The organism is Granulicella sibirica, from assembly GCF_004115155.1.
Lineage (GTDB): Bacteria > Acidobacteriota > Terriglobia > Terriglobales > Acidobacteriaceae > Edaphobacter > Edaphobacter sibiricus.
In genome coordinates, this window is record NZ_RDSM01000001.1 from 98,183 (window position 1) to 120,520 (window position 22,338).

The 22,338-nt window shown below is 61.2% G+C and carries 17 protein-coding genes; 7 read left to right on the forward strand and 10 right to left on the reverse strand.

The window, feature by feature from the left end; genetic code table 11:
* The first annotated feature begins 68 nt into the window (after positions 1–68).
* The gene (locus GRAN_RS00400) at positions 69–851 is read left to right on the forward strand and encodes a hypothetical protein (protein WP_128911066.1); all 783 of its coding nucleotides are present in this window, start codon (positions 69–71) and stop codon (positions 849–851) included.
* Positions 852–924: 73 nt separating this feature from the next.
* Here GRAN_RS00400 and GRAN_RS00405 read toward each other — a convergent pair whose 3' ends face one another.
* Genes GRAN_RS00405 through GRAN_RS00415 form a run of 3 tightly spaced genes read right to left on the reverse strand, consistent with a single transcriptional unit; the run spans position 925 to position 3,522 of the window.
* Positions 925–1,107, reverse strand: a complete 183-nt coding sequence (locus GRAN_RS00405; protein ID WP_128911067.1) for a hypothetical protein — start codon at positions 1,105–1,107, stop codon at positions 925–927.
* A 17-nt stretch (positions 1,108–1,124) separates the two neighbouring features.
* Entirely contained in the window at positions 1,125–3,173 is a 2,049-nt protein-coding gene (locus tag GRAN_RS00410) for a DNA repair helicase YoaA (RefSeq protein WP_128911068.1), read from the reverse strand.
* Positions 3,174–3,201: 28 nt separating this feature from the next.
* On the reverse strand, positions 3,202–3,522 hold the full coding sequence (locus tag GRAN_RS00415) for a hypothetical protein (protein ID WP_128911069.1): 321 nt from the start codon (positions 3,520–3,522) through the stop codon (positions 3,202–3,204).
* Positions 3,523–3,649: 127 nt separating this feature from the next.
* Between GRAN_RS00415 and der the strand changes: the two genes are divergently transcribed.
* The 3 genes from der (at position 3,650) to GRAN_RS00430 (ending at position 8,237) form a co-directional block, all read left to right on the forward strand.
* On the forward strand, positions 3,650–5,644 hold the full coding sequence (gene der, locus GRAN_RS00420; RefSeq protein ID WP_128911070.1) for a ribosome biogenesis GTPase Der: 1,995 nt from the start codon (positions 3,650–3,652) through the stop codon (positions 5,642–5,644).
* Between the two features lie 168 nt (positions 5,645–5,812).
* Positions 5,813–6,820, forward strand: coding sequence for a tagatose 1,6-diphosphate aldolase (locus tag GRAN_RS00425; protein ID WP_128911071.1), 1,008 nt, complete (start codon positions 5,813–5,815; stop codon positions 6,818–6,820).
* 115 nt (positions 6,821–6,935) lie between these two features.
* Positions 6,936–8,237, forward strand: a complete 1,302-nt coding sequence (locus tag GRAN_RS00430) for a hypothetical protein (protein ID WP_128911072.1) — start codon at positions 6,936–6,938, stop codon at positions 8,235–8,237.
* 3 nt (positions 8,238–8,240) lie between these two features.
* On the opposite strand, the gene guaA is transcribed toward GRAN_RS00430, so the two are convergent.
* The 6 genes from guaA to kduI form a co-directional block, all read right to left on the reverse strand.
* A complete protein-coding gene (gene guaA, locus GRAN_RS00435) occupies positions 8,241–9,800 on the reverse strand; it encodes a glutamine-hydrolyzing GMP synthase (protein ID WP_128911073.1) in 1,560 nt (519 codons plus the stop codon).
* Between the two features lie 157 nt (positions 9,801–9,957).
* A complete protein-coding gene (locus GRAN_RS00440) occupies positions 9,958–12,414 on the reverse strand; it encodes a tetratricopeptide repeat protein (protein ID WP_128911074.1) in 2,457 nt (818 codons plus the stop codon).
* Positions 12,415–12,766: 352 nt separating this feature from the next.
* Positions 12,767–13,933, reverse strand: coding sequence for an alginate lyase family protein (locus GRAN_RS00445; protein ID WP_128911075.1), 1,167 nt, complete (start codon positions 13,931–13,933; stop codon positions 12,767–12,769).
* A 39-nt stretch (positions 13,934–13,972) separates the two neighbouring features.
* Entirely contained in the window at positions 13,973–14,635 is a 663-nt protein-coding gene (locus tag GRAN_RS00450; protein WP_421800750.1) for a bifunctional 4-hydroxy-2-oxoglutarate aldolase/2-dehydro-3-deoxy-phosphogluconate aldolase, read from the reverse strand.
* 9 nt (positions 14,636–14,644) lie between these two features.
* Positions 14,645–15,823 carry a sugar kinase gene (locus tag GRAN_RS00455; RefSeq protein ID WP_338323410.1) on the reverse strand — a complete coding sequence of 393 codons (1,179 nt, stop codon included), beginning with the start codon at positions 15,821–15,823 and terminating at the stop codon, positions 14,645–14,647.
* A gap of 3 nt (positions 15,824–15,826) precedes the next feature.
* On the reverse strand, positions 15,827–16,657 hold the full coding sequence (gene kduI / locus GRAN_RS00460) for a 5-dehydro-4-deoxy-D-glucuronate isomerase (protein WP_128911076.1): 831 nt from the start codon (positions 16,655–16,657) through the stop codon (positions 15,827–15,829).
* A gap of 89 nt (positions 16,658–16,746) precedes the next feature.
* On the opposite strand from kduI, the gene GRAN_RS00465 reads away from it, so the two are divergent.
* A complete protein-coding gene (locus GRAN_RS00465; RefSeq protein WP_128911077.1) occupies positions 16,747–17,529 on the forward strand; it encodes a glucose 1-dehydrogenase in 783 nt (260 codons plus the stop codon).
* A gap of 56 nt (positions 17,530–17,585) precedes the next feature.
* On the opposite strand, the gene GRAN_RS00470 is transcribed toward GRAN_RS00465, so the two are convergent.
* Entirely contained in the window at positions 17,586–18,350 is a 765-nt protein-coding gene (locus tag GRAN_RS00470; RefSeq protein ID WP_128911078.1) for an SDR family oxidoreductase, read from the reverse strand.
* 95 nt (positions 18,351–18,445) lie between these two features.
* On the opposite strand from GRAN_RS00470, the gene GRAN_RS00475 reads away from it, so the two are divergent.
* Together GRAN_RS00475 and GRAN_RS00480 are read left to right on the forward strand one after the other, a co-directional pair.
* Entirely contained in the window at positions 18,446–18,886 is a 441-nt protein-coding gene (locus tag GRAN_RS00475; RefSeq protein WP_241654247.1) for a winged helix-turn-helix transcriptional regulator, read from the forward strand.
* A gap of 166 nt (positions 18,887–19,052) precedes the next feature.
* Positions 19,053–22,307 (forward strand): alpha-mannosidase, encoded by a 3,255-nt coding sequence (locus GRAN_RS00480; protein ID WP_128911079.1) that lies wholly within the window; start codon positions 19,053–19,055, stop codon positions 22,305–22,307.
* The last annotated feature ends 31 nt before the right edge of the window (positions 22,308–22,338 follow it).

The window sequence follows — 22,338 nt, forward strand, 5'->3', positions numbered from 1 at the left end:
TACCGAAGAATGATGGCGGATCTCGATCGCCAGAGAGGCCGAGCCCGCCGCAGGTATAAAATGACTCCATGAAGCACCTGGCCGTGGCTGCGCTGGTGTTCGCCGGAATCACGTTGCCCGTCTGCGCACAAAGAGGCGGTGGTGGCCATGGGAGCGGGTTCGCGGGCCATTCGTCGGGGGCAATGCGCGGCACATCGGGGATTTCAGGCGCCAGGAGCTTCTCGCCTTCTCCAGGCTATTCCGGAAGCAGAATCGCTTCCGCTAACCGGCCCGGTTACAGTGGCTCCGCCCTTCGTCGCGGCTATTCGAACGGAAACCGCTTCCGCAGACCGAACGGCGGAGGCTATGGCATTGGGATCCCCTATGTCATTCCAATCTGGGGAAGCTGGGCCGACCCAGGCGCGCTCGGCTACGGCGACAACGGATACGATTCGAACGGGTCGCCCGATCCAAATGCGAATGCGTACGTCGACCCAAACGCATACGGCGATCCAAACGCTGGCGCTGCTTACCCTGCGTATCCGGCCTATCAAGACGGCTACGCCCCCGGTCAACCTGATCAGGGCCAGATGCCGCCACCCGGTCCATACGCCGTTCCCTATCAGCCTCTTCTTCCACCAGTCGCCACGCTTCCCCAGCAGCCCCTTCGCGACGAGGAGCCGGTCACGCTCGTCTTCCGTGACGGCCGGCCCACGCAGCAGATCCACAACTACGCCCTGACCCGCACAACCCTTGTTGTCATGGACGGCCGGCGGCGCGAGATTCCCCTCGCGCAACTCGACATTCCCGAGACCGAGCGCATCAACCGCGAGGCTGGCGTCGAGTTCACAACGCTCGGCGTGAACCGTTAGCTTCAACTAAATCTTTCGATCCACCCAATTCCCAAAGCTGCTATAGCCATCGCATCCTCTTCATTGCGGATGACTAAGCTGCCGGTGCATGCAGCATGGGAGCAGGTTTATACCCGTGGAAGACGAGAGCCGCAAGCAGGAAACGGTCGCCGCTGAGCCGTCCGCCGGTGGCAAAACGTCCCCGGCTGTCCTGATCGCGGTCGTCGGAGCGCTCAGCGGATTGCTCGGAAGCGGCATGACGTCCTGTATGAATCAAGACAGCGCCGCGGTAGGTCACCCTTTCGCGGCAAAAAACTGCTCAACATCCTCAATGCTCTGCGTCAGCCGATACGGCGGCAGCGACTCCAGAAACACCCGCCCATATCTCTGCCGCTGAATCCTCGGATCGAGCAGCATCAGTACCCCCCGATCTCCAAGCGACCGGATCAGCCTCCCAAACCCCTGTTTCAGCGTGATCACCGCGTTCGGCACCTGGTAGTCGAAGAACGGTTTCCCCCCGCTCGCCTCGATCGCCTCCATGCGTGCCCGCACCACCGGATCCGTCGGAACAGCAAACGGCAGCCGGTCGATAATCACGCACGAAAGCTGCTCCCCCTGCACATCCACCCCCTGCCAGAAGCTCGACGTCCCGAACAGGATCGCGTTCGGCGTATCCCGAAACTGCTGCAGAAGCACATGCCGCGGAGCCGTCCCATGCAGAAGAAGCGGATAAGGCAGCTCCGACAGAAGCCGGTCATGCATCAGCCGCATCTGGTGATAACTCGTAAACAGGCAGAAGGCCCGGCCTTCGGTGATCTCAAGCACACGCCGCGTCCGCTCGACGGCATTCGCAAAGAAATCAGGATCCCTCGGGTCTGGCATATTCGGCGGCAGATACAGCAGAGCCTGCCGTCCATAGTCAAAGTGCGACGGCACCACCAGCTCCCGCGCAAAGTTCAGCCCAAGCCGCTTCGAGATATGCGAAAACCCTCCCGAGACGGTCAGCGTAGCCGAGGTAAGGATCACGCTCGAGTAGATATCGAACAACGAAGTCGTCAGCAGTTCCGACACATCGATGGGCGTAGCCTGCAGGTGCGTGTTGTACCCAGGCATCGCACGCGCCAGGTTCCGCACCCCACCTGTAGCCCTGCGCTCAATCCAGAACACCGTATTCGGATCATCTGATTCCAGCAGAAACTTCAAGTGATTCTTGATATCCGCCGTCCGCCGCGCCAGCCCCTTGGTCTCCTCGACATTCTTGATCCGCTCGAGTTCCCCTTCAAGCCGCGTCAACGCATTCAGCGCCGAGATATACGTATCGCCCGACTCCTCCAGAAACATATCCCGGTTCTCGAACGGTGCCCGCCCCGGCCCCGGAGCATCCAGCGGGAGAGCCGAAAAGAACATCCGCGAGCGCTCCCGCAGCGTGGCGCATGCGCTCTCCAGCGAGCTCGACGTAGCTCCCTTGGCTCGGAGCAGAATCTCCGTATCCCGCGCCAACTCGTCGAACCGCTGCGTGGAAAGCCCAATCCCGAAGTAATTCGAGGCAATCTCCTCCAGCTCATGCGCCTCGTCGAAGATGACGACCGCCGCCTCCGGCAGAATCCCCGCATCGGGAGCTCCCGCCGCCTGCTGCTTGATCGCAAGATCCGCAAAGAAGAGGTGGTGGTTGACGATCACAATGTCCGACTCAAGCGCCTTCCGCCGCATCGTCGTGACGAAGCACTGCTCCCAGTTCGGGCACGTCTGCCCGAGACATGCCTCCGTCCGCGCATCGAGCTTCGGCCAAAGCGCCGACGACTCCGGCAGCGCGTCAATCTCCGCCCGGTCGCCCGTCTCGGTCGTCTTCTCCCACGCCGCAATCGCGTGGAACTGCTCGATCTCCTCGAGCCCGCTCAACAGCGGAGCATCCCGCAGCGCATAAAGTTTGTGCTTGCACAGGTAGTTCTGCCGCCCCTTCATGTAGCAAACCTTCAGCGGTCCAAGCAGCGACTCGAGAAATGGCACATCCTTGAAGTAGAGCTGCTCCTGCAGGTTCTTCGTTCCCGTCGAAATGATCACCCGCTGATGCCGCTCCCGGGCCATCCTAAGCGCCGGCAGAAGGTAAGCAAGCGTCTTTCCGGTCCCAGTGCCCGCCTCGACGATCAGGTGCCGCTTATCGTTGATCGCCGCCTCAATCGCCTTCGCCATCTCGAACTGCCCCGGCCGATGCTCGAACGCGAGACTCGACTTCGCCAGCATCCCGCCCGGCGCAAAAAAGGCGTGCAGCGTAGGGAGCTTGTCGTTGCTCTTCTCGGAGGTAGGGGCGTCTTCGAGTGGCGGAATGGGGGTTGCGGTCGACACGGAGCGTTCGCTCCATGATACGGGCAACCTACCGCCGTCTCTTCGCCCCCACGACGTCCTGCTCCGGAAGCAGGAATCGCAAAACCAGCCGCCCCGTGCACCAGCACAGGAAGAAGTAGAAGAAGAAGTTCCCGACGCAGTACGCCCACACCGGCGCGGTCTCGCCACTGCCAACGGCGGCATCGCTCAGCAGCACCCCAGGCAGAGCCGCGGTAAAGCAAAACCGCCGCAGCACATTCACAGCCGGGTTCGCAGCCGGCACGCTCAACGCCCGGATCCAGAACGCCATCGCCCCAAAGGCCAGGCCAACGACGAGGCCAATCAGAAGAATCTTCCGTCTCAGGTTCACATGCTCTCCACCCTGAGTGTAGAACGGCGTCTATCCAGCCCAAACACAGAGCATTCCGGCAAAGAAAGCCGCGATAACTCCCTATAATAGAGGGTGGACGCCTGGCGTCGAGAGAAGGCAACGAACGATGGCGAACAAGGACGGAAGCAAGCGTTTAGGCAAGAAGCACCGGTCAGCAACCACGCGACCGAAGAAGGGCCGCGCGCCCAAGAGCACACCCACGACCGGAGCGGTCGACCCACGCAAGCGCAAGGTACTCTCCACCAAGAAGGCCGAGGCGAACAAACTCGCCCGCACGCCCAAGCGCAGCCCTGATAACGAAGCGCGCAAGACGATCGCACCTCCCGCAGGCCCCGGCAGAAAGACCACCGCCAAGAAGACAGCCGCCAAGAAGGCAAGCACCCGCCCCGCCGACGGAATCGTAGGCCGTCAGACCCCAAGCTCGATGAACATGGGCGACCGCGACGACTGGCGCGACGTCGAGTTCCTCGCCGCCCAGCTCTCGGTTGAAACCGAGCGTCCCGAAGCCCGCGACCTCCCACTCATCGCCGTCTGCGGACGCCCGAACGTCGGCAAATCCACCCTCTTCAACCGCCTCACCGGCTCCCGCCGCTCCATCGTCGGCGACGAGCCAGGCATCACCCGCGACCGCATCTACGGCGAGGTCGAGTGGTTCGGGCGTGATGCCCGCATCGTCGACACCGGCGGCGTCATCCCCGACGACGAAGCCCTCATTCCCTCCGAGATCTTCCGCCAGGCCCAGGTCGCACTCGAAGAGGCCGACTCCATCATCATGGTCGTCGACGGCCGCACCGAGCTCGCCTCACCCGACCTAGAACTCGCCCGCCTCCTCCTCCGCGGCGGCAAGCCCGTCTTCCTCGCCGTCAACAAGATGGACACCGACGCCCTGTTGCCCCAGGCCGAGAACTTCCGCCGCCTCGGCTTCCGCAACGTCTTTCCCATCTCCGCCGAACACAACGGCGGCATCGGCGACCTCATGGATGAGGTCTTCGAATCCCTCCCTGAACCGAAGACCCACGAAGAAGAAGCCGACCCCGACTTCGAAGAGACCCCAACCGAAGTCATGATGACCGAGGAAGACGAAGAGGAAGAGGACTCCGACGGGGCTTGGATCGCACCGCCGCCCCTCACCGAAGACCAGGTCCGCGACCGCATCGAAGCCGAGCAGCAGGCCGCCCGCGAGGCATACGTCGAGCCCGAAGCCCCCGTCGAGGTCAAGCGCCCACGCCTCCTCCGTTCGCACGGCGAGCACGAACTCAAGGAGACGAAGGTCGCCATCATCGGCCGCCCCAACGTCGGCAAGAGCACCCTGCTTAACGCCCTCACCGGCACCGACCGCGCCATCGTCTCGCCCATCGCCGGAACCACCCGCGATGCCGTCGACGAGGTCGTTGAGCGCGGCGGCCACTCCTTCCGCTTCGTCGATACCGCCGGCATCCGCCGCAAGGGCAAGACCAAGCTCATGGCCGAGAAGCTCTCGGTCATCATGGCCCGCAAGCACCTCGAAGCCGCCGACGTCTCGCTTCTGATCATCGATGCGACTGAAGGCGTTGCCGCGCTCGACGCCAACATCGGCGGCTACGCCCACGAGAGCGGCCGCTCCGTCATCATCGTCGTCAACAAGTGGGACCTCATGACCAAGGTCGGCAAGGACGGCATGCGCCTCTGGGATGGTAAGCCGCCCGTCGACCCGAAGATCTACGAGCAGGACGTCCGCGACGCCCTCAAGTACCTCGACTACGCCCCTTTGCTCTTCATCTCCGCCCTCGACGGAAAAGGCGTCGACCAGGTCTTCAAGAAGGTCGAACTCGTCTCCCGCGAGCGTCGCAAGCGCGTCACCACCGGCCAGATGAACAAGTTCCTCGAGAAGGTTGACTTCCAGAAAGCCTCCGTCCCGATGAACCGCCGCGTCCGCATCTACTACATGACCCAGGCCGCCGTCGCTCCGCCGACGTTCATCCTCTTCACCGACAAGGACGTGAAGATGCACTTCAGCTTCGAACGTTTCCTCGCCAACCAGATCCGCGACCACTTCGGCTTCATCGGCTCGCCCATCTGGTTCAAGATCAAGGCCCGTAACAAGAAAAAAGAGAAAGACTAAAAGCCGGTTTGCGTTTCCGGTCGGAGATCGCCCAACGCCCCCATATCTTTTCCCATAATTCACCCGCCTCGGCTAGGATGGTCTTTGTTCGGGAACCGATTCTCCGGTTTCCCCGCATCCGGTCGCATCCCGGCCGAACCTCAAGTGGATCTCGTAAGGAGCAAGAGCATGAAATTGACACCCGGAAAGCTCGCTGGTCTCAAAGCCGTCTCCGATGCAAATGGAGTCATCGCGGCTGCCGCCATGGACCAGCGCGGCTCCCTTCAGAAGACCATCGCCAAGGAGCGCGGCACCTCCGCCGACGCGCACGACCTTGAAGTGTTCAAGGTCCTCGTCACCGAGACGCTCACCAGGCACGCCTCCGCCATCCTCCTCGATCCCGAGTTCGGCCTCGACGCCACCAAGCACCGCAACGGCAAGGGCCTTCTGCTCGCCTACGAGAAGACCGGATACGACGCCGCCACCCCTGGCCGTCTGCCCGACCTGCTCGACGTCTGGAGCGTCGCCCGCCTCAAGGCCGCCGGCGCCGACTGCATCAAGATCCTCCTCTACTACACCCCCTACGAGAAGACCTCGGTCAACGACCTCAAGCATGCCTGGATCGAGCGCATCGGTGCCGAGTGCATGTATCACGACATCCCCTTCTTCCTCGAGTTCGTCGGATACGACGCTCACGGCGGCGATGAAAAGTCTCTCGAATACGCCAAGAAGAAGCCCGACATCGTCTCCGGCGCCATGGCCGAGTTCGGCAAGGAGCACTACCACGTCGACGTCCTCAAGGTCGAAGTCCCCATCGAGATGACCTACGTCGAAGGCACCCGCGCCTTCAAGGGCGAAAAGGCCTACACCCGCGCCGAGGCTCTGCAGCACTTCCGCGACGCCGAGTCGATGACCCACAAGCCCTTCATCTACCTCTCTGCCGGCGTATCGAACCCCGTCTTCATCGAGACCCTCGAACTCGCCGGCGAGTCTGGTACGAAGTTCAACGGAGTTCTCTGCGGTCGCGCCACCTGGAAAGACGGCATCGCCATCTACGCCAAACAGGGCGCCGACGCCTTCAAGGCATGGCTTGATACCACCGGCGTCGAGAACATCGAGAACGTCAACAAAGGCCTCAAGGCCGCCAGCCCCTGGTACCTCAAGTACGGCGCAACCAGCATGCAAGAACTCGGGTAAAGAAAAAGCCTTTCAGCAAACGAGAACGCCGTGGCCCAAACCACGGCGTTCTTCTTTGCCTCCAGAGACAGTTCCTTCAGAGACGGTTAAGGTGTCGCGACTAGCTTGAGAGCAGATGAAACTCGGCTCCTTCCTGCTCTCCACCGCCCTCCTGCCGTACTCCATCGCTCACGCCCAGTCAGACGCCATCACTATCCCCTCAGGAACGCCTCTCCCCGTCACCATCAAGCAACACCTCGCGATGAAGGCCGGCGAACCCGTCCGCGCCGAGCTCATCTACCCCGTCTACGACCACGACCACCTCGTCTTACCGGCAGGCACAACCGTCGCGGGCACCGTCGTCGCCCTAACACCCGATCGAACCCGCCGCATCCACGCTCGCCTACGAGCCGACTTCACTCCATTTCACATCCCTGTCGTCCGCTTCAACGAGGTCATCCTCGCCAACGGCACCCATCTCCCCCTGACGACCGGTACCGCCACTGACGGCGCACCCATCTACCGGCTCGTCCCGCCACCACCCGCAAAAGGAGGCTTCGTCAGCCGCCAGTTCGAAGCCGTCAAGCAGATGGCGAAAGACCGCATCGCCGTCGTCACCGGCCCCGACAAGGGAGATCGTCTCAAGCAGCTCCTCTACAGCCAGCTCCCCTACCATCCCGAACGCATCGAAAAGGATACCTCCTGGACGGTCGACACCGCCGCCCCGCTCGATCTCCCCGGCTCCGTCTCCGCGTCTTCAAAGCCCCCCACCGCCGCTGCACCCGACGCACCCGCCGCCACCTGGATTCTGCAAGCCTATCTCGCCGACTCCCTCAGCTCCGCCACCTCGAAGCCCGGTCAACCCATCAAAGCCATCGTCGCCGAGCCCATCGTGAACCCAGATGGCACGATCGCCGTCCCCCAGGGCTCGATCCTCACCGGAGCCATCACCCAGGCAAAGCCCGCCCGTTCCTTCGGCCGCGTCGGTGAGTTACGCTTCAGCTTCGGCCAGATCACCTTCCCCGGAGCCCAGCCCCAGGCCGTCCAGGCAGCCCTCACCGGAGCCGACGGTGCAGGAGACATGGCCATGAACTCCGAGGGCGAAGTCAAACCCAAGCCCAAAGATAAACTCGTCGTCCCCCTCATCCTGATCGCCCTCGCCGCGCGCCCCCTCGATCAGGACGGCGGCCGCGAAAACCACGCTTTCGCCAAGAACGCCGTCGCCTCCAACAGCCTCGGAACCATCGGCTTCATCATCGGCACCGCCGCCCAGAAGCCCTATCTCGCCGCTGGCATCGGCTACTACGGTTCGGCCATCTCGATCTACGAACGCCTCATCCGCAAAGGAAAGGAAGTCGCCTTCGCCCACGACACCCGCGTCGTCGTGCAAACCACCGCACGCCGAGGCTCAGCCATCAAGCCAGCCGCCCAGCCGTAGCCCCTACTCCCACTCAATCGTTCCCGGCGGCTTCGACGTAATGTCATACACCACCCGGTTGATCCCCCGAACCTCACTCACAATCCGGCTTGAAATCGTCCTTAGGACCTCGTACGGAAGCGGAGCCCAGTCGGCCGTCATCCCGTCCTCACTCTCGACCGCCCTCACCGCGCACGTATTCGCGTACGTCCTCTGATCCCCCATGACGCCGACGCTCTTCACCGGCAGCAACACCGCAAAGCTCTGCCAAACCTTCCGATACAGTCCCGCCTTCTTGATCTCGTCGACAACGATCTCATCCGCCTCCTGCAGCATCGCCACCCTATCCGGGGTCACTTCCCCCAGAATCCTGACCGCCAACCCAGGCCCCGGAAACGGCTGCCTCTCGATAATCTCGTCCGGCATCCCCAGGTCCCGCCCAATCCGCCGCACCTCATCCTTGAAGAGATCCCGCAGCGGCTCAATCAGCTTGAGCTTCATATCCTCCGGTAGCCCACCGACATTGTGATGGCTCTTGATCGTATGCGACGGCCCATGCACGCTCGAGCTCTCGATCACATCCGGATACAGCGTCCCCTGCACCAGCCAAGCGACCTCGCCCCCCACATGCTTCTCCGCCTCGAAGATCTTCTTCGCCTCGTCGTCAAAGACGGCAATAAACTCGTTCCCAATCACCTTCCGCTTGCGCTCCGGATCCGTAACCCCGGCGAGCTTCTCTAAGAATCTCTCCCCCGCATCCACGGCAACGACATTCAGCCCCAACTGCTCCCGCATGGTCTTCTGAACCTTCGCAAACTCGTCCTTCCGCAGCACCCCGTTATTCACGAAGATGCATGTCAGCTTGTCCCCAATCGCCCGCGCCACCAGCACCGCCGCCACCGACGAGTCCACGCCCCCGCTCAGCCCGCAGATCGCATGCCCATCCCCCACCTGCGCCCGCACCCGCTCGATCGTCGTCTGGATAAAGTGTTCCGGCGTCCAGTCCGCCGTGCACCCGCACAGGTCCATGCAGAAGTTCTTGAGCAGCTCCATCCCCTGCCGCGTATGCGCCACCTCCGGATGAAACTGCACCGCCCAGATCCGCCTCGCCTCATCCGCGATCCCCGCCAGCGCATTCGCCGTATGCGCCGTCCGTATGAACCCATCCGGCAGCGCCAGCGCCTCATCCCCATGCGACATCCACACATCGATCGTCTGCGGCAACCCGCGAAACAGCGGAGTCTCCGCCGTAATCTCCACCTCGGCATGCCCATACTCGCGCCGATCCGCCGGAACCACCCGCCCGCCAAGATGATGCACGATGAACTGCAGCCCATAGCAGATCCCAAGCACCGGAACCCCAAGCGCAAGCACCCCAGGATCCGCCGGAGGCGCATCCGCGTCATAAACCGAGCTAGGACCACCAGAAAGAATGATCCCTTTCGGGTTGAGCGCCTTCACCCGCTCCAGCGGAACCGTGCACGGCAGCACGACAGAAAACACGTTGAACTCGCGAATGCGGCGAGCGATCAGTTGCGTATATTGCGAGCCAAAATCAAGAATGACAACGGTCGAAGTGTCCACAGATCAAGTGTAAACGGCCCATCTTCCAACCGCCGGCTGTTGCTACAGCCGACGCTCTTACAGCTGTCATACCCGAAGGGAATCTGCGTTTAGCCTTTGCCGGATGCTCCAGATCTCGAATCTGAGACGCAACAACGAACCACCACCGCCACTACCCTCAATCGCCGTGCATTTCCCGGATGCTTCGAGCACGCTCCCAAAATGGCGTCGCCTCTCTGAGCATCCCCTGTGCCTCATACAACTTTGCAAGGTTCTCCAAGACGGTGGCCACATCGGGATGATTGGGGCCTTGCGCACCCTCAAAGATCGTGAGCGAGCGCTGATATAGGGGTTCAGACTCACCGTACTTGCCTCGCCTGTCGTAGAAGGAGGCAATATTATTGAGACTGATAGCTACGTCGGGATGGTATGGCCCCAACACCCTCTCCCGGATCGCGAGCGAACGTTGGTATAAGGGTTCAGCCTCAGCATCCCTGTCTTGGCTTTGGTAAAGAAGGGCAAGATTGCTCAAGCCGGTAGCCAAGTCTGGATGGTCCGGTCCCAATGTCCTCTCTTGGATCGCACAACAGCGCTGATATAAAGGCTCGGCCTCGGCGTACCTCCCCTGTCTCCTGTAGAGCAAAGCAAGGTTGTTGAGGCTGGCAGCCACATCCGGGTCGTTGGGTCCGAAGACCCGTTCTCGAAGAGCTAGTGAACGTTGGTACAAAGACTCAGCCTCGGCGTACTTTCCTCTCTTCCTGTAAAGCACCGCTAGGTTATTAAGTCCTGTAGCGACATCGGGATGCTCTGGTCCTGATATTTTCTCCCGAACGGCTAGAGAGTGCTGATACAGCGGCTCCGCCTCAGTGAAGAGGGCGCGGTCATCGAGATAGTACGCAGCTTTATTGAGCAAGTTTGCTACCCCAGCGAAATCGAAGCTCCATTCCGCTGCAAGACTTGCGCAGGACTGGCTGTGAACGATAAGTCTCTGGCAAAGTGCCCAGTTCTTGAACTCGACATTGGGAAACGCATTGTTCATCACCCGAATCACGCGTTCCGCCCACAGCCTCTGATCCTCCCTCGGCATCCCATCCCGGACCACAGCCTGCACCAACCTGTGAACACTCAGCGTCCGTTTCTCCGCATCCCGACTCACGAGGCTAAACTTGCATGCGTCCTTAATGACCTCGTCGAAATCACCCTCACTCTTCGCCGCAGCGGCAAGGTGCTCCCCCAGCAGCGACCCGTCACCTGCGAGAAATATCTCGTCAGGAATAGCATCCGGCGCAAGGAACGCGCAAAAGCGGATCAGGTCTCCCGCCGCAGGATTCTTCTCGGCCACCTTCTGAAACGCCAGGGAGAACGTGACCGTGACCGGCTTATGCTCCCCCAGTACTCCACGCTGGTTCAGCAGTTTCGCCGCTCTGGTGGCATAAACCCCTAGATATCTGGAGATCGTCGACGGCGTCTCCAGGATGTAAGCCCCCGCCTGATCGAGCGCCAGCGGCAAACCGCCGAGTTCCTCAGACAACTTCAGGGCGTCGCGCCGGTCCTCCTCCTTCGCCTCCGCAAGCGTCTGCTCCTTCCTCAGCACACCCGCGCTACGCAGCAAGAGCAGAGCACCCTCTTCTTGCGCCATAGGCCGCATCGGAACGCCCTCAGCCATCGCCCTCACGGCATGCTCGCGCGTCGTCAGAAGCACATGGCCGCTCCCGTGCGCAGGCACAAATCTCTTCACCGGCAGCAACTCGTCGGCATTATCCAGAATCAGCAGCCAGCCCGGATTTTGCACCAGCCAGGTCTGCACCTCCGCCACCGCGAGCTCCTGATCCCTGGCATCCGCCGAAGCCAGCCCAAGCGCCGCGGCAACCGAGACGAACCCGGCCCGCAGCGTCTCCGTCGAATCGGCATCGATCCAGAACACCGCCTTGTACTGCGCTCGATACCGCCAGGCATATTCGGTGGCGGTCTGCGTCTTCCCCATGCCGCCCAGTCCGAATAGCGCCGCAATCCCTCGTCGCTCCAGCGCCTCCCGCAGGTCAATCAGCGCGGTCTCCCTGCCCGTGAACCCATCGCTCCTGCGATGGGGCACATGCCAGACAGGCGCGAACTCCTCCTTACGCTCCAACTTCTGCTGGGGCGGCAGGCGCTCAGCCTTCGCGACCAAACCGCCAACAGGGGGCTTAACCACGGCGGGCTGCCCGGTCAGCCGCCGGTAAAAAAGTTCATAGTCTCGTGGGAGTTGATACCGTGTGGCGCTCTGCAAAGTCATCGGAATCGAAGCGGAGTCTTCGCGGCTCAGAATCAACGGAATGAACTTCGTGTTTTTCCCCTGAGCGTTGTAGAGCTCCTGCGTAATGACGTGGCCTTCCCACGTGGCTCCAAGTCCTTTGCCCGGCTCCTCTTCTTTCATGAAGCGTTTTAGGTAGGTTGGGGTGCAGATCACCACGACAAATCCGGCTAGCTGCACCTGCTTGTCACACCACCATGGCCAGCCGTTTTCCGGCGATTCTTCGTACTGATCGATGACGCAGTCCACGCCGTCATGGCGAAGCCGGTTCGACAAGGTCAGAACTGCATCCTCGTGTTCAGTCGAGTCATGGCTGTAACTGATGAAAACCTTAGGCGGAGTCATTGCGGCCTGATTATAAGTGAGCTTCTAAAAACACCTGCACCCAAATCTCGCCTGATCGCGAAGCCAAAATTCTTGTCAAGCCCCCAAACCACCTAACTCTCTCATTCCAAAGGTTAAAGTCGGTGTCCTTTTAGTTCCGGTGAATGATCTACAATTAAATCAGCATAGAAAAAGACACGAACGACTTACGGCTTCCCGCATCCCGGGAAGCCGTAAGTCGTTTGTTGACTAATATTTAGCCGTAACCTATTTGTTTTGAAGAGTTTGCAGACGGATACCAGCCGCAAACCTATCAAAACAAACAAGTTACGCCAAGGCAATGGGGAGGGGGGGTACCCACACCATGGACACATCACGAAAGCACACGCCGAGGAGGCCTCGTCACCCAGAGATACGGCTGACGAATCGGAAACGCCTCCGCGATCTCGTGGTCCGCAGCCTCCGGAGGATCGGCCGCCAGCGTTCGCCAAAGATCCGCATACTCCGGACGCGTATACGCCCGAGCCGTGAACAGAAGCGCCGGACGCCGCAGCGGAAGATCGTTGAAGTGCAGCTTATCCGCCGGAAAAGGCCACGCCGAGCGCTTCTGAATGAACGGGAAAAAGTAAGCGATCGCAGCCCGCATTCCCGGCCCATCCTGCAACTCATAGTCCCAAAGCGTCTCGAACGGCGTGGCCATCAACTCACATGCGCCGGTCAGCAGATCGAGGTTGAGCAGCGAGTTCCGATATGGATTCGGCGTAGTCAACTCGGCAGGAAAGTTCCCAAGCATCACCACCTGCGCCCGCAGCGTCACCGTCTTGAACCGATGCCGGCAATCCGACAGCACCGCGTCGTTCCCGGTAAAACGCGCGATCGCGACCGTCTGCAGAAGCCACGACGACCCATGATGATTCCGCAGATCCCGCGCCAGCGCCGCAATGCGCGGCCCGGAATCCCCCGGCTCCGTCAGCCAAGTGAGGTACGCCGCGAACCAGCTCTTCAGCCCCGCAAGATCCGCATCGGTCAGCACCTGCGACGCGTTGAGGAACACAAGCGCCTGCGCCAGTTCCGCAAGGAACACCGCCTCGATCAACCCCTCAGGCGTCCCGGTCGGAGCCTGAGTCGCATCGGGCACAACCCGCGCGAAGTTCAGGTTTGGAGTCATCCGCGTAGCAGGAGTGATGAACCAGGCCCGCAGAGGCTCAACAGCAGCCGAAGCGTACTTATCGTCCTTCGAGATGCCAAAAGCCGCCGCAAGCGCCGCAACCCGCACGCACAACAGACGCAGCGCTTCCCGATGTCCTGTAAACGCATCGTTGGAAAAGTAATCGTGAGAAGTCCCGGGAGTATGCGGGCCAGCAAGACTCGTAATCGCCGGCGTAGTCTGCCCCAGCGCCTCATCACCAAGACGCAGAATGCGATCATGCTCGATCGCCGCAACGTTCGGACGCGCAGTCGACTGTGCGGAAAGGAAACGTGAACCAAAGAGGGCCGAGCAGGCGACATTCCGTGTGAAGACGCGGCGGGTAAGGCGCATGGTGGGTTGCAGACTACCACGCGCCTCCCGGCTTATGCATCAGTCCTTCGAACGCGCGTGAAACTCCTTGACGATGTCGAGGTACATCCGCGCCGTCTGCGTCACGACCTCGGGCTTGCCCTCTTCCATCGCCTTCGCATTCACAAGATCCGCCCCAACGCCAAGTGCAAACGCCCCGGCCTCGAGGAACTCGAGCGCATTCGCCAACGTCACGCCGCCCGTCGGAATGAGCTTCATATGCGGCAGGGGGGCCTGCAGGTTCTTCAGATACTTCGCTCCACCCATCGCGCTCGCCGGAAAAACCTTCACAACATCCGCACCGGCCTGCCACGCAGTCACAATCTCAGTAGGAGTCAGCCCTCCCGGAAGAATCGCGATTCCATAGCGATGGCACATCTCGATCGTCTTGATATTCACCGCGGGACTGACCACGAACTTCGCTCCTTCAAGAATGCACATCCGCGCCGTCTCCGGATCGAGCACCGTTCCCGCGCCAACCAGGATGTCCGGCCGATCCTCCGCGAGCTTGCGCATCACGTGCATCGCTCCAGGAACCGTCATCGTGACTTCAAGCACGGTAACGCCGCCCTCCGAGATCGCCTCAGCCAAAGCCAGCGCCTTCGCCACCGAACTCGCGCGCAGCACCGGAACGAGTCCAATGTCCCGCAGTTCTTTCAATACCGCATGTTTATCCATTGCCATCCCTTCAGTCTAACGCTGTACAGCCGCCGTCCCGCCACGCATCAACCGTTCCACCTCAGCCAGCGAAGCCATCGAGCTATCACCAGCAGTCGTCATCGCAAGCGCCCCATGAACGACGCCGCAATCGATCGCCCACTGAATTCCCTTCCCCTGCAACAGCCCATAGATCAGCCCCGAAGCGAACGAGTCGCCACCACCAACCCGATCGAAGATCTCCAGATCATCGAACCGCAACCCCTCATACACCTGACCTTCGGCCCAGCAGAACGCACCCCAGCTATTCCGGTTCGCGGTCTTCGCCTGACGCACCGTGCTGGCGATCACCTTGATATGCGGAAACTCAGCCGTAACCCGCTCCGCCATCGGTCCATAGCTCTCAAGCGTGTGCCATGGAGGTCCAAGCGACGACTCACCAACAGTCGCCGCAACATCCCCCTCATGCCCAAACAGCACATCGACATGAGGCATCAGGCTCCGATTCACCGCAACCGAACCATGCCGTCCGCCACGAGTCTTCCACAGCGAAGGCCGATAGTTACAGTCGAACGAGACGACAACCCCATGACGTCGTGCCGCCTCCATCGCAGCCCGCACCAACTCCGTCGAGTTCTCCGTGAGCGCAGCCATCACGCCTCCGGTATGGAACCATCGCGCCCCGGACTTAGGCCCAAAGATCGCATCCCAATCCACCTGTCCAGGACGCATCTGCGAGATCGCCGTGTTGCCACGATCCATCATGCCAAGGCCACCACGCAGCCCGAACCCACGCTCCAGGAAGTAGACGCCATTCCGAGCCTCGCGCCCAACTCCATCGAAGTGCTCCCAGTGAACGTTGGATGTATCGACGCCACCCTGCAGCATAAGGTCCTCGACCAGTCTCCCAACCGGATTGTCCACCAGCGCAGTCACGATCGACGACCGCAACCCGAAGCAGCGCCGAAGCCCACGCGCGACGTTATACTCGCCGCCACCCTCCCACACGTTGAAGCTCCGAGTGGTGGAAATACGTCCCTCTCCCGGATCGAACCGCAGCATCACCTCACCAAGCGACACGAGGTCGAATCTGCAGTCCTGCGCAGCCCGAATCTTCAGCCCCGCGGACGGCATGTGACGTGGCGAGATCGCACTCGCCTCGCCCTCCGGAACACCAATCGGAATCCCCTTCAGTGCATCGTTCGGCTCAGCCATACGCTACTTGAGCTCCGCGATCGAGGCCACGTCCATGTCGTCGTACGCCTGGTTCTCCCCACCCATACCCCAGCAGAACGTATAGTTCTTCGTCCCGACACCGGCGTGAATCGACCAGCCAGGACTGACAACCACCTCCCTGTCGGCGACGACCAGATGGCTCGTCTCCTGCGGTGGTCCCATCAGGTGCAGCACGCGGTGTGCCGGATCGATATCGAAGTAGAAGTAAACCTCGCTGCGCCGCATGTGCGTGTGCGGAGGCATCGTGTTCCAGTTGCTGCCCGGATCAAGCAGCGTGAATCCCATCACGAGCTGGCAGCTCTTGAGTCCGTCACGATAGATCGCCTTGTAAATGGTGCGCTTGTTGCAGGTCTCGATCGCCCCAAGCTTCAGCCCTTCGAGGTCCTCGAACTTGACCATCGCCGTCGGGTATTCCTTGTGCGCGGGATAGCTCAAGAGATAGAAGACCGCCGGATTCTCAGCGTCCGCGCTGGCGAACGATACATCCTTGCTTCCGCGTCCGACGTAGGCACAGCTCAGCTTGCCAAGCTCATACGTCGTGCCATCGACGACGACCGACCCAGCTCCACCGACGTTCAACACACCAAGTTCCCGGCGCTCGAGAAAGTACTCCGCCCGCAGCTCCGGTTCGGTTTCTAGTTTCAGCGGAGCAGTCGTCGGAACAGCCGACCCGATGACTGTACGATCCAGGTCGACGTAGGCGAACTCGATCATTCCGGGACGGAACATGCCCTCAAGCAGGAACGTCGCACGCTTCTCCTCGGTCGTCATGCGGCTGTAACGAACCGGGTCAGCCATCTGATAGAGCTTCAAACAACACCTCCGAAAAGCAACTCCTCCAGCTTACTTCGAGAGGGCCAGGATTTGCCCGGCGAGGCCGCGCTTAGTAGAGTCAGGTTGTCATGGAAAACACGTCTTCCGCTTCCTCGCACATTCTCGATCTCTTCCGGCTCGACGGTAAAGTCGCGTTGATCACGGGCTCCGCCAGCGGGCTTGGCGCGGGTATCGCCGGGGCGCTCGCGCAGGCCGGAGCGACTGTTGCCGTCCACGGAAACCGCCGTGCCGCGACCGACACGGCATCGACGATCGGCGGCACGGCGCACGCCTTTCGGGCTGACCTTGGCAGTACCGAAGGAGCCGAAGACCTGTTCTCGCAGGTAAAGGCGCAGTTCGGCAAGGTCGACATCCTCATCAATAACGCCGGCACGATCCATCGCGCCGCGGCCGAAGAGGTCGCCCTGGCGGACTGGCAGCAGGTCCTCCAGGTGAATCTCACCAGCCTCTTCCAGCTCTCGCAACTCGCTGCCCGAGACATGATCGGCCGCAGCGCCCCGGGAAAGATCGTCAACATCGCTTCCCTGCTCAGCTTCCAGGGAGGCATTCGCGTCCCTGCCTACGCAGCCAGCAAAGGAGGCGTAGCGCAACTCACAAAAGCACTCGCGAACGAATGGGCTCCAAAGCACATCCAGGTAAACGCGATCGCTCCGGGTTACTTCGCCACAACGAATACCGAAGCGCTACAAGCCGACGAGACCCGCAATCGCCAGATCCTTGAACGCATCCCCGCGGGTCGCTGGGGACAACCGCAGGATCTTGCAGGAGCCGCGCTCTTCCTCTCATCCCGGGCCTCCGACTACGTGACCGGGACAGTCCTCACGGTCGACGGCGGATGGATGGGCCGCTAAAGCGGAAGCGCCACTCGGCGATCTGAGTGGCGCTCCGGCTGCAATAGTCTTCCGACCTAGTGGTCACCGGCCATCGCTTCGTTCAAGCCCTTGAAGGCTGCATCAAAATGGCCGCTCTTTTCGGCGAAGCGTAACTGCTTCACGCGCTCTACAAGGATCTCGTTCGGCGTAGGCTGCGTCTTGATGATCTCCATCACCTCCGACAGGAAGTCAGCAAGAGGCATCGCGCGGGGATCGTTCGCGGACTGGTCCGTCAGCCCGGTCGCAACGTACGGCGGCGCCAGTTCAAGCACTTCAATATTGCTCTTCTGCAACTGATACCGCAGCGACAGCGTGTACGAGTGAATTGCCGCCTTGGTCGCACAGTAGGTCGGCGTCATCGCCAGTGGAAGAAACGCCAGCCCCGATGACACGGTCATGATCGTCGCATGCGGCTGCTTCTGAAACAGAGGAAGCAGTGCAGCCGTAAGCCGGATCGGCCCAAGCAGGTTCGTCGTAATCGTCGCTTCGGCGTCCTCAAGATTCTCCTGCTGACTGAGAAGCTTCTCCATCTTCATGATGCCGGCGTTATTAATCAGAACGTTGAGCGAGGGGTAGTCGGCCGCCATCTGCGCGGCGAACTCGCGGATGCTCTTGGCATCTTCAATGTTGAGGATCGCGGACTTCATTCCGGGATTCGCGGCCGTCGTCTCGTCAAGCACCTGCTTGCGGCGTCCGGCGATGATCACCTGGTTCCCAAGCTTGTGAAAGGCCTCCGCGAGACCGCGCCCGATACCCGAGCCGCCCCCGGTGATGAGGATCATATTGCCTGTGATTTGCATGGTTCTTTTCTCCTGACGCGATACTATGAGTTGCACTTCCCTTTGGGAAGTAGGCACCCGAAAGATTCATACTTACCCAAAGGAGAGTGAACCACTTGAAGAATCCCCTCGACCAGCCCACCGCCACGATCCATACGATGCGCGCTCGTCTCGCGACGCCCGATCCGCCTCCCGCCACAGACCCGAAGCTCGACGCGCTCGTGCGCGAGATCATCGAGCGCGTCGCCGACAAGTGGACGATGCTCGTCCTAGAAGTGCTGGAGGAGCATGGAGTTGTCCGCTTCACCCGGCTCGGCGAACTCGTCGGCGGCATCAGCCAGAAGATGCTCACCAAGACGGTCCGGCAGATGGAGAGCGACGGCCTCGTCAAGCGCACCATCCATCCGGTCATTCCACCGAAGGTGGAGTACGAACTGACGAACCTCGGCAGGAGCCTTGGCACCGCCTTCTGCGGCGTATGGATCTGGGCCGAGGAGCACCACGAGGAGATCGATCACGCACGCCGGACCTTTCGCCGCGATTCCGAAATCGCCTGAGCGCACGCGCGTGTCTTGCCCTAGCGCCGTGGCGTACTATTTCCTCACGGGGCAATCCGGACAAATCTGCAATGGGAGCGTTACCTTGTCTTCGACACGTACCACGCACGACATCCAAATCACACGAATCCTTTTGTCGGCGCTGTGTTTCTCGATCCCAGCAGCAATGGCCAGCGCGCGTGCCCAGGCACCGGAGATCATCAAAAACGATCCCCGCGTGATGACGTTCACCCCCGCCCAGAAAAAGGTCATCGACACCCTCGGATCGCTCGAAACCCTCGTCGACGGCCCGTGGAAGTTCCATGACGGAGACATCGCGCATGGCGAATCGCCAACACTCGACGACAGCGCGTGGAAGGAAGCCAAGGCACCGTCGATCACAGGCCACGATGCCGTCTGGTATCGCCGCACGATCGAGATTCCCCGCACGCTGAACGGCTACGACCTCTCCGGCGTCGACGTGAGCTTCCGCTTTGACGCAAGCGCCAACGGCCCCGTCCCCGAGATCATCTACTTCGACGGACGCCGCGTAGCCCTCGGCGAGGACCTCGAGCCCATCCAGCTCTTCCACAACGCGAAGCCCGGCGATAAGATCCTGGTCGCGGTAAAGCTCCTCCAGACCGTCGACGACAAGCGCTTCCGCCGCGCCGAGACGAAGATCACCTTTGCGACGAGCCGTCCGAACCCACAGGATCTACAAAAGGAGCTCGTCGATGCCTCGTATCTCATCCCGTCGCTCGCACCCGGCTCCACGCAGGACCGCGACACCATCACCAAGGCGCTCTCCGAAGTAAGCCTTGCAGCGCTCGCGGCGCACGATCAGGCGAAGTTCGATGCCTCCCTCAAGCTCGCGCAGCAGACGCTCATGGGTCTGCGCCCCATGATGCAGAAGGCGAACTACAACCTCACCGGCAACTCGCACATCGACGCGGCGTGGCTCTGGCCCTGGACCGAGACGGTCGACGCAGTCAAGCGCACCTTCGGCACCGCCGCGCAGTTGATGAGCGAATATCCGAGCTACACCTATACGCAGTCTGCTGCGGTCTACAGCCAGTGGATGGCGGATAAGTATCCGGAGCTGAACAAGCAGATCAAGCAGCGCGTCGGTGAAGATCGCTGGGAGCTTGTCGGCGGCATGTGGCTCGAACCCGACCTCAACATGCCCGATGGCGAGTCGCTCGTACGCCAGTTGCTCGTCGGCCAGTCGACCTTTAAGAAGCTCTACGGCAAGACCACGCGCATCGGCTGGAACCCCGACTCCTTCGGCTACAACTGGCAGCTACCGCAAATCTACAAGCGTTCAGGCGTCGACTACTTCGTAACCCAGAAGATGTGGTGGAACGACACCAACAAGCTCCCACTTAAGCTCTTCTGGTGGGAGTCGCCCGACGGCAGCAAGGTCCTCACCTACTTCCCGCACGACTACGCCAACTCGAACCTCGATCCGACGCGTCTCGCCCGTGACATGGCCACGGCGCGCGAGCAGGCCCCCGGCCTGACCGACATGCTCGACCTCTACGGCGTCGGCGATCACGGCGGCGGCCCGACCCGTTCCATGCTCGACCAGGGCCTCACGTGGATGGAGAAGGATAAGGTCAACCCGCGCCAGGAGTTCGCAACGGCGCAACCCTACTTCACACGCACCGAGAAGCTCATCGCGGCTAACTCGCCCGTGTGGAACTATAAGACGATCGCAGCCGGAGACTCGACCCTGCCAGTTCCTACAGACGGACAGATCAGCGTCCCCACGTGGAACGATGAACTCTACCTCGAGTACCACCGCGGCGTCTTCACCACCCAGGCTGATCACAAGCGCAATATGCGCGATAGCGAAGAGTGGGTTCTCGACGCGGAGAAATATGCCTCCCTGGCGTGGCTTGATGGCCAGCCCTACCCCGGAACCCGGATTACCGATGCGTGGAAGCATGTCTTGTTCAACCAGTTCCACGACCTCGCCGCAGGCTCCGGAATCGGCGTGATCTACCGCGACGCCCAGAAGGACTACGATCAGGTCCGCTGGTCGACCGGCGAGATCGCAACCGGCTCACTCGAGACACTCGCCGCCCGTGTCGACACGCACGTGAAGAAGGGCGTGCCTGTGCTCGTCGTGAACCCATTGGCATGGGATCGCAGCAGCGTCACCGAGGCCTCCGTCCAGATGCCGAACGAGACTGCGGACGTTTCGGTGCTCGACGACAGGAATCATGCCGTGCCTTCGCAGGTCCTGTCGCATGATGCCGCGACTCACACCTTCAAGCTCCTCATCAAGCCTGAGAATGTCCCCTCCATGGGCTACACCGTCCTTCATGCGGTTGAAGGTGCCGATAAGTTTTCAAGCGATCTCAAGACCTCAGGCACAACCATCGAGAACACCGCGCTCCGCATCACGGTCGATCCGAAGACCGGCTGCATCACCTCCCTCTTCGACAAGAAGAGCAACTTCGAAACGATCGCAAGCGGTGGCTGTGGCAACGAGCTACAGGCATTCAAAGACACCCCGAAGGACTACGACGCGTGGAACGTCGATCCGGGCACCTTCGATGTAGCACCCACGCTTCTGCACGACGTGGATAGCGTCAAGCTCGTCGAACAAGGCCCTCTCCGCTCCGTCATTCGTGTCACCCGCACCTGGCAGAAGTCGACCTTCTCGCAGGACATCATCCTCTACGAAGGAGCCGACCACGCTATCGTCTCGAACGACATCGACTGGCACGAGACCCACATCCTCCTGAAGGCATCTTTCCCTCTGGCGGCGACAAGCAAGATGGCCACGTACGAGATTCCTTACGGAACAATTGAGCGTCCCACAACGCGCGATAACAGCTTCGAGAAGGCTCGCTTTGAGGTTCCTGCGATGCGCTGGGCCGACCTTGGCGATGGCGCGCACGGCTTCAGCCTGCTGAACACCTCAAAGTACGGCTACGACGCTGTAGGCAACATGCTGCGTCTTACCCTGCTTCGCTCGCCGACATGGCCTGATCCTGACGCCGATCGCGAGCGCCATCACTTCATCTACGCGCTCTACCCGCACGCCGGAACGTGGAAGGACGCGCAAACCGTTCAGCATGGCTACGATCTCAACTATGCGCTGAAGGCCATGCAGGTCGATGCGCATACAGGCGAGATGAAACCCGAGCACTCCTTTGCCACGATCAAGGAGAACAACGTCGTCCTGACCGCGATGAAAAAAGCGGAGACAGATGACGCGATCATCTTCCGCTTCTACGAGTGGGCCGGCAAGGCCGGAAACGTGACCCTCACGGTGCCTCCCGGGGCAACCGCGGCAACCGTGACGAACCTGATGGAAGAGCCCGAAGGGTCACCCCTGGCAATCGACGGCGATCACATCCAGGTGCCAGTCACACCGTTCCAGATCCAGACTGTGCGTGTCTCCTACAAGACCACCGTCGCCAGCCGCTAGAAGCAAGACAGCCCCATGGAACGTAATCATC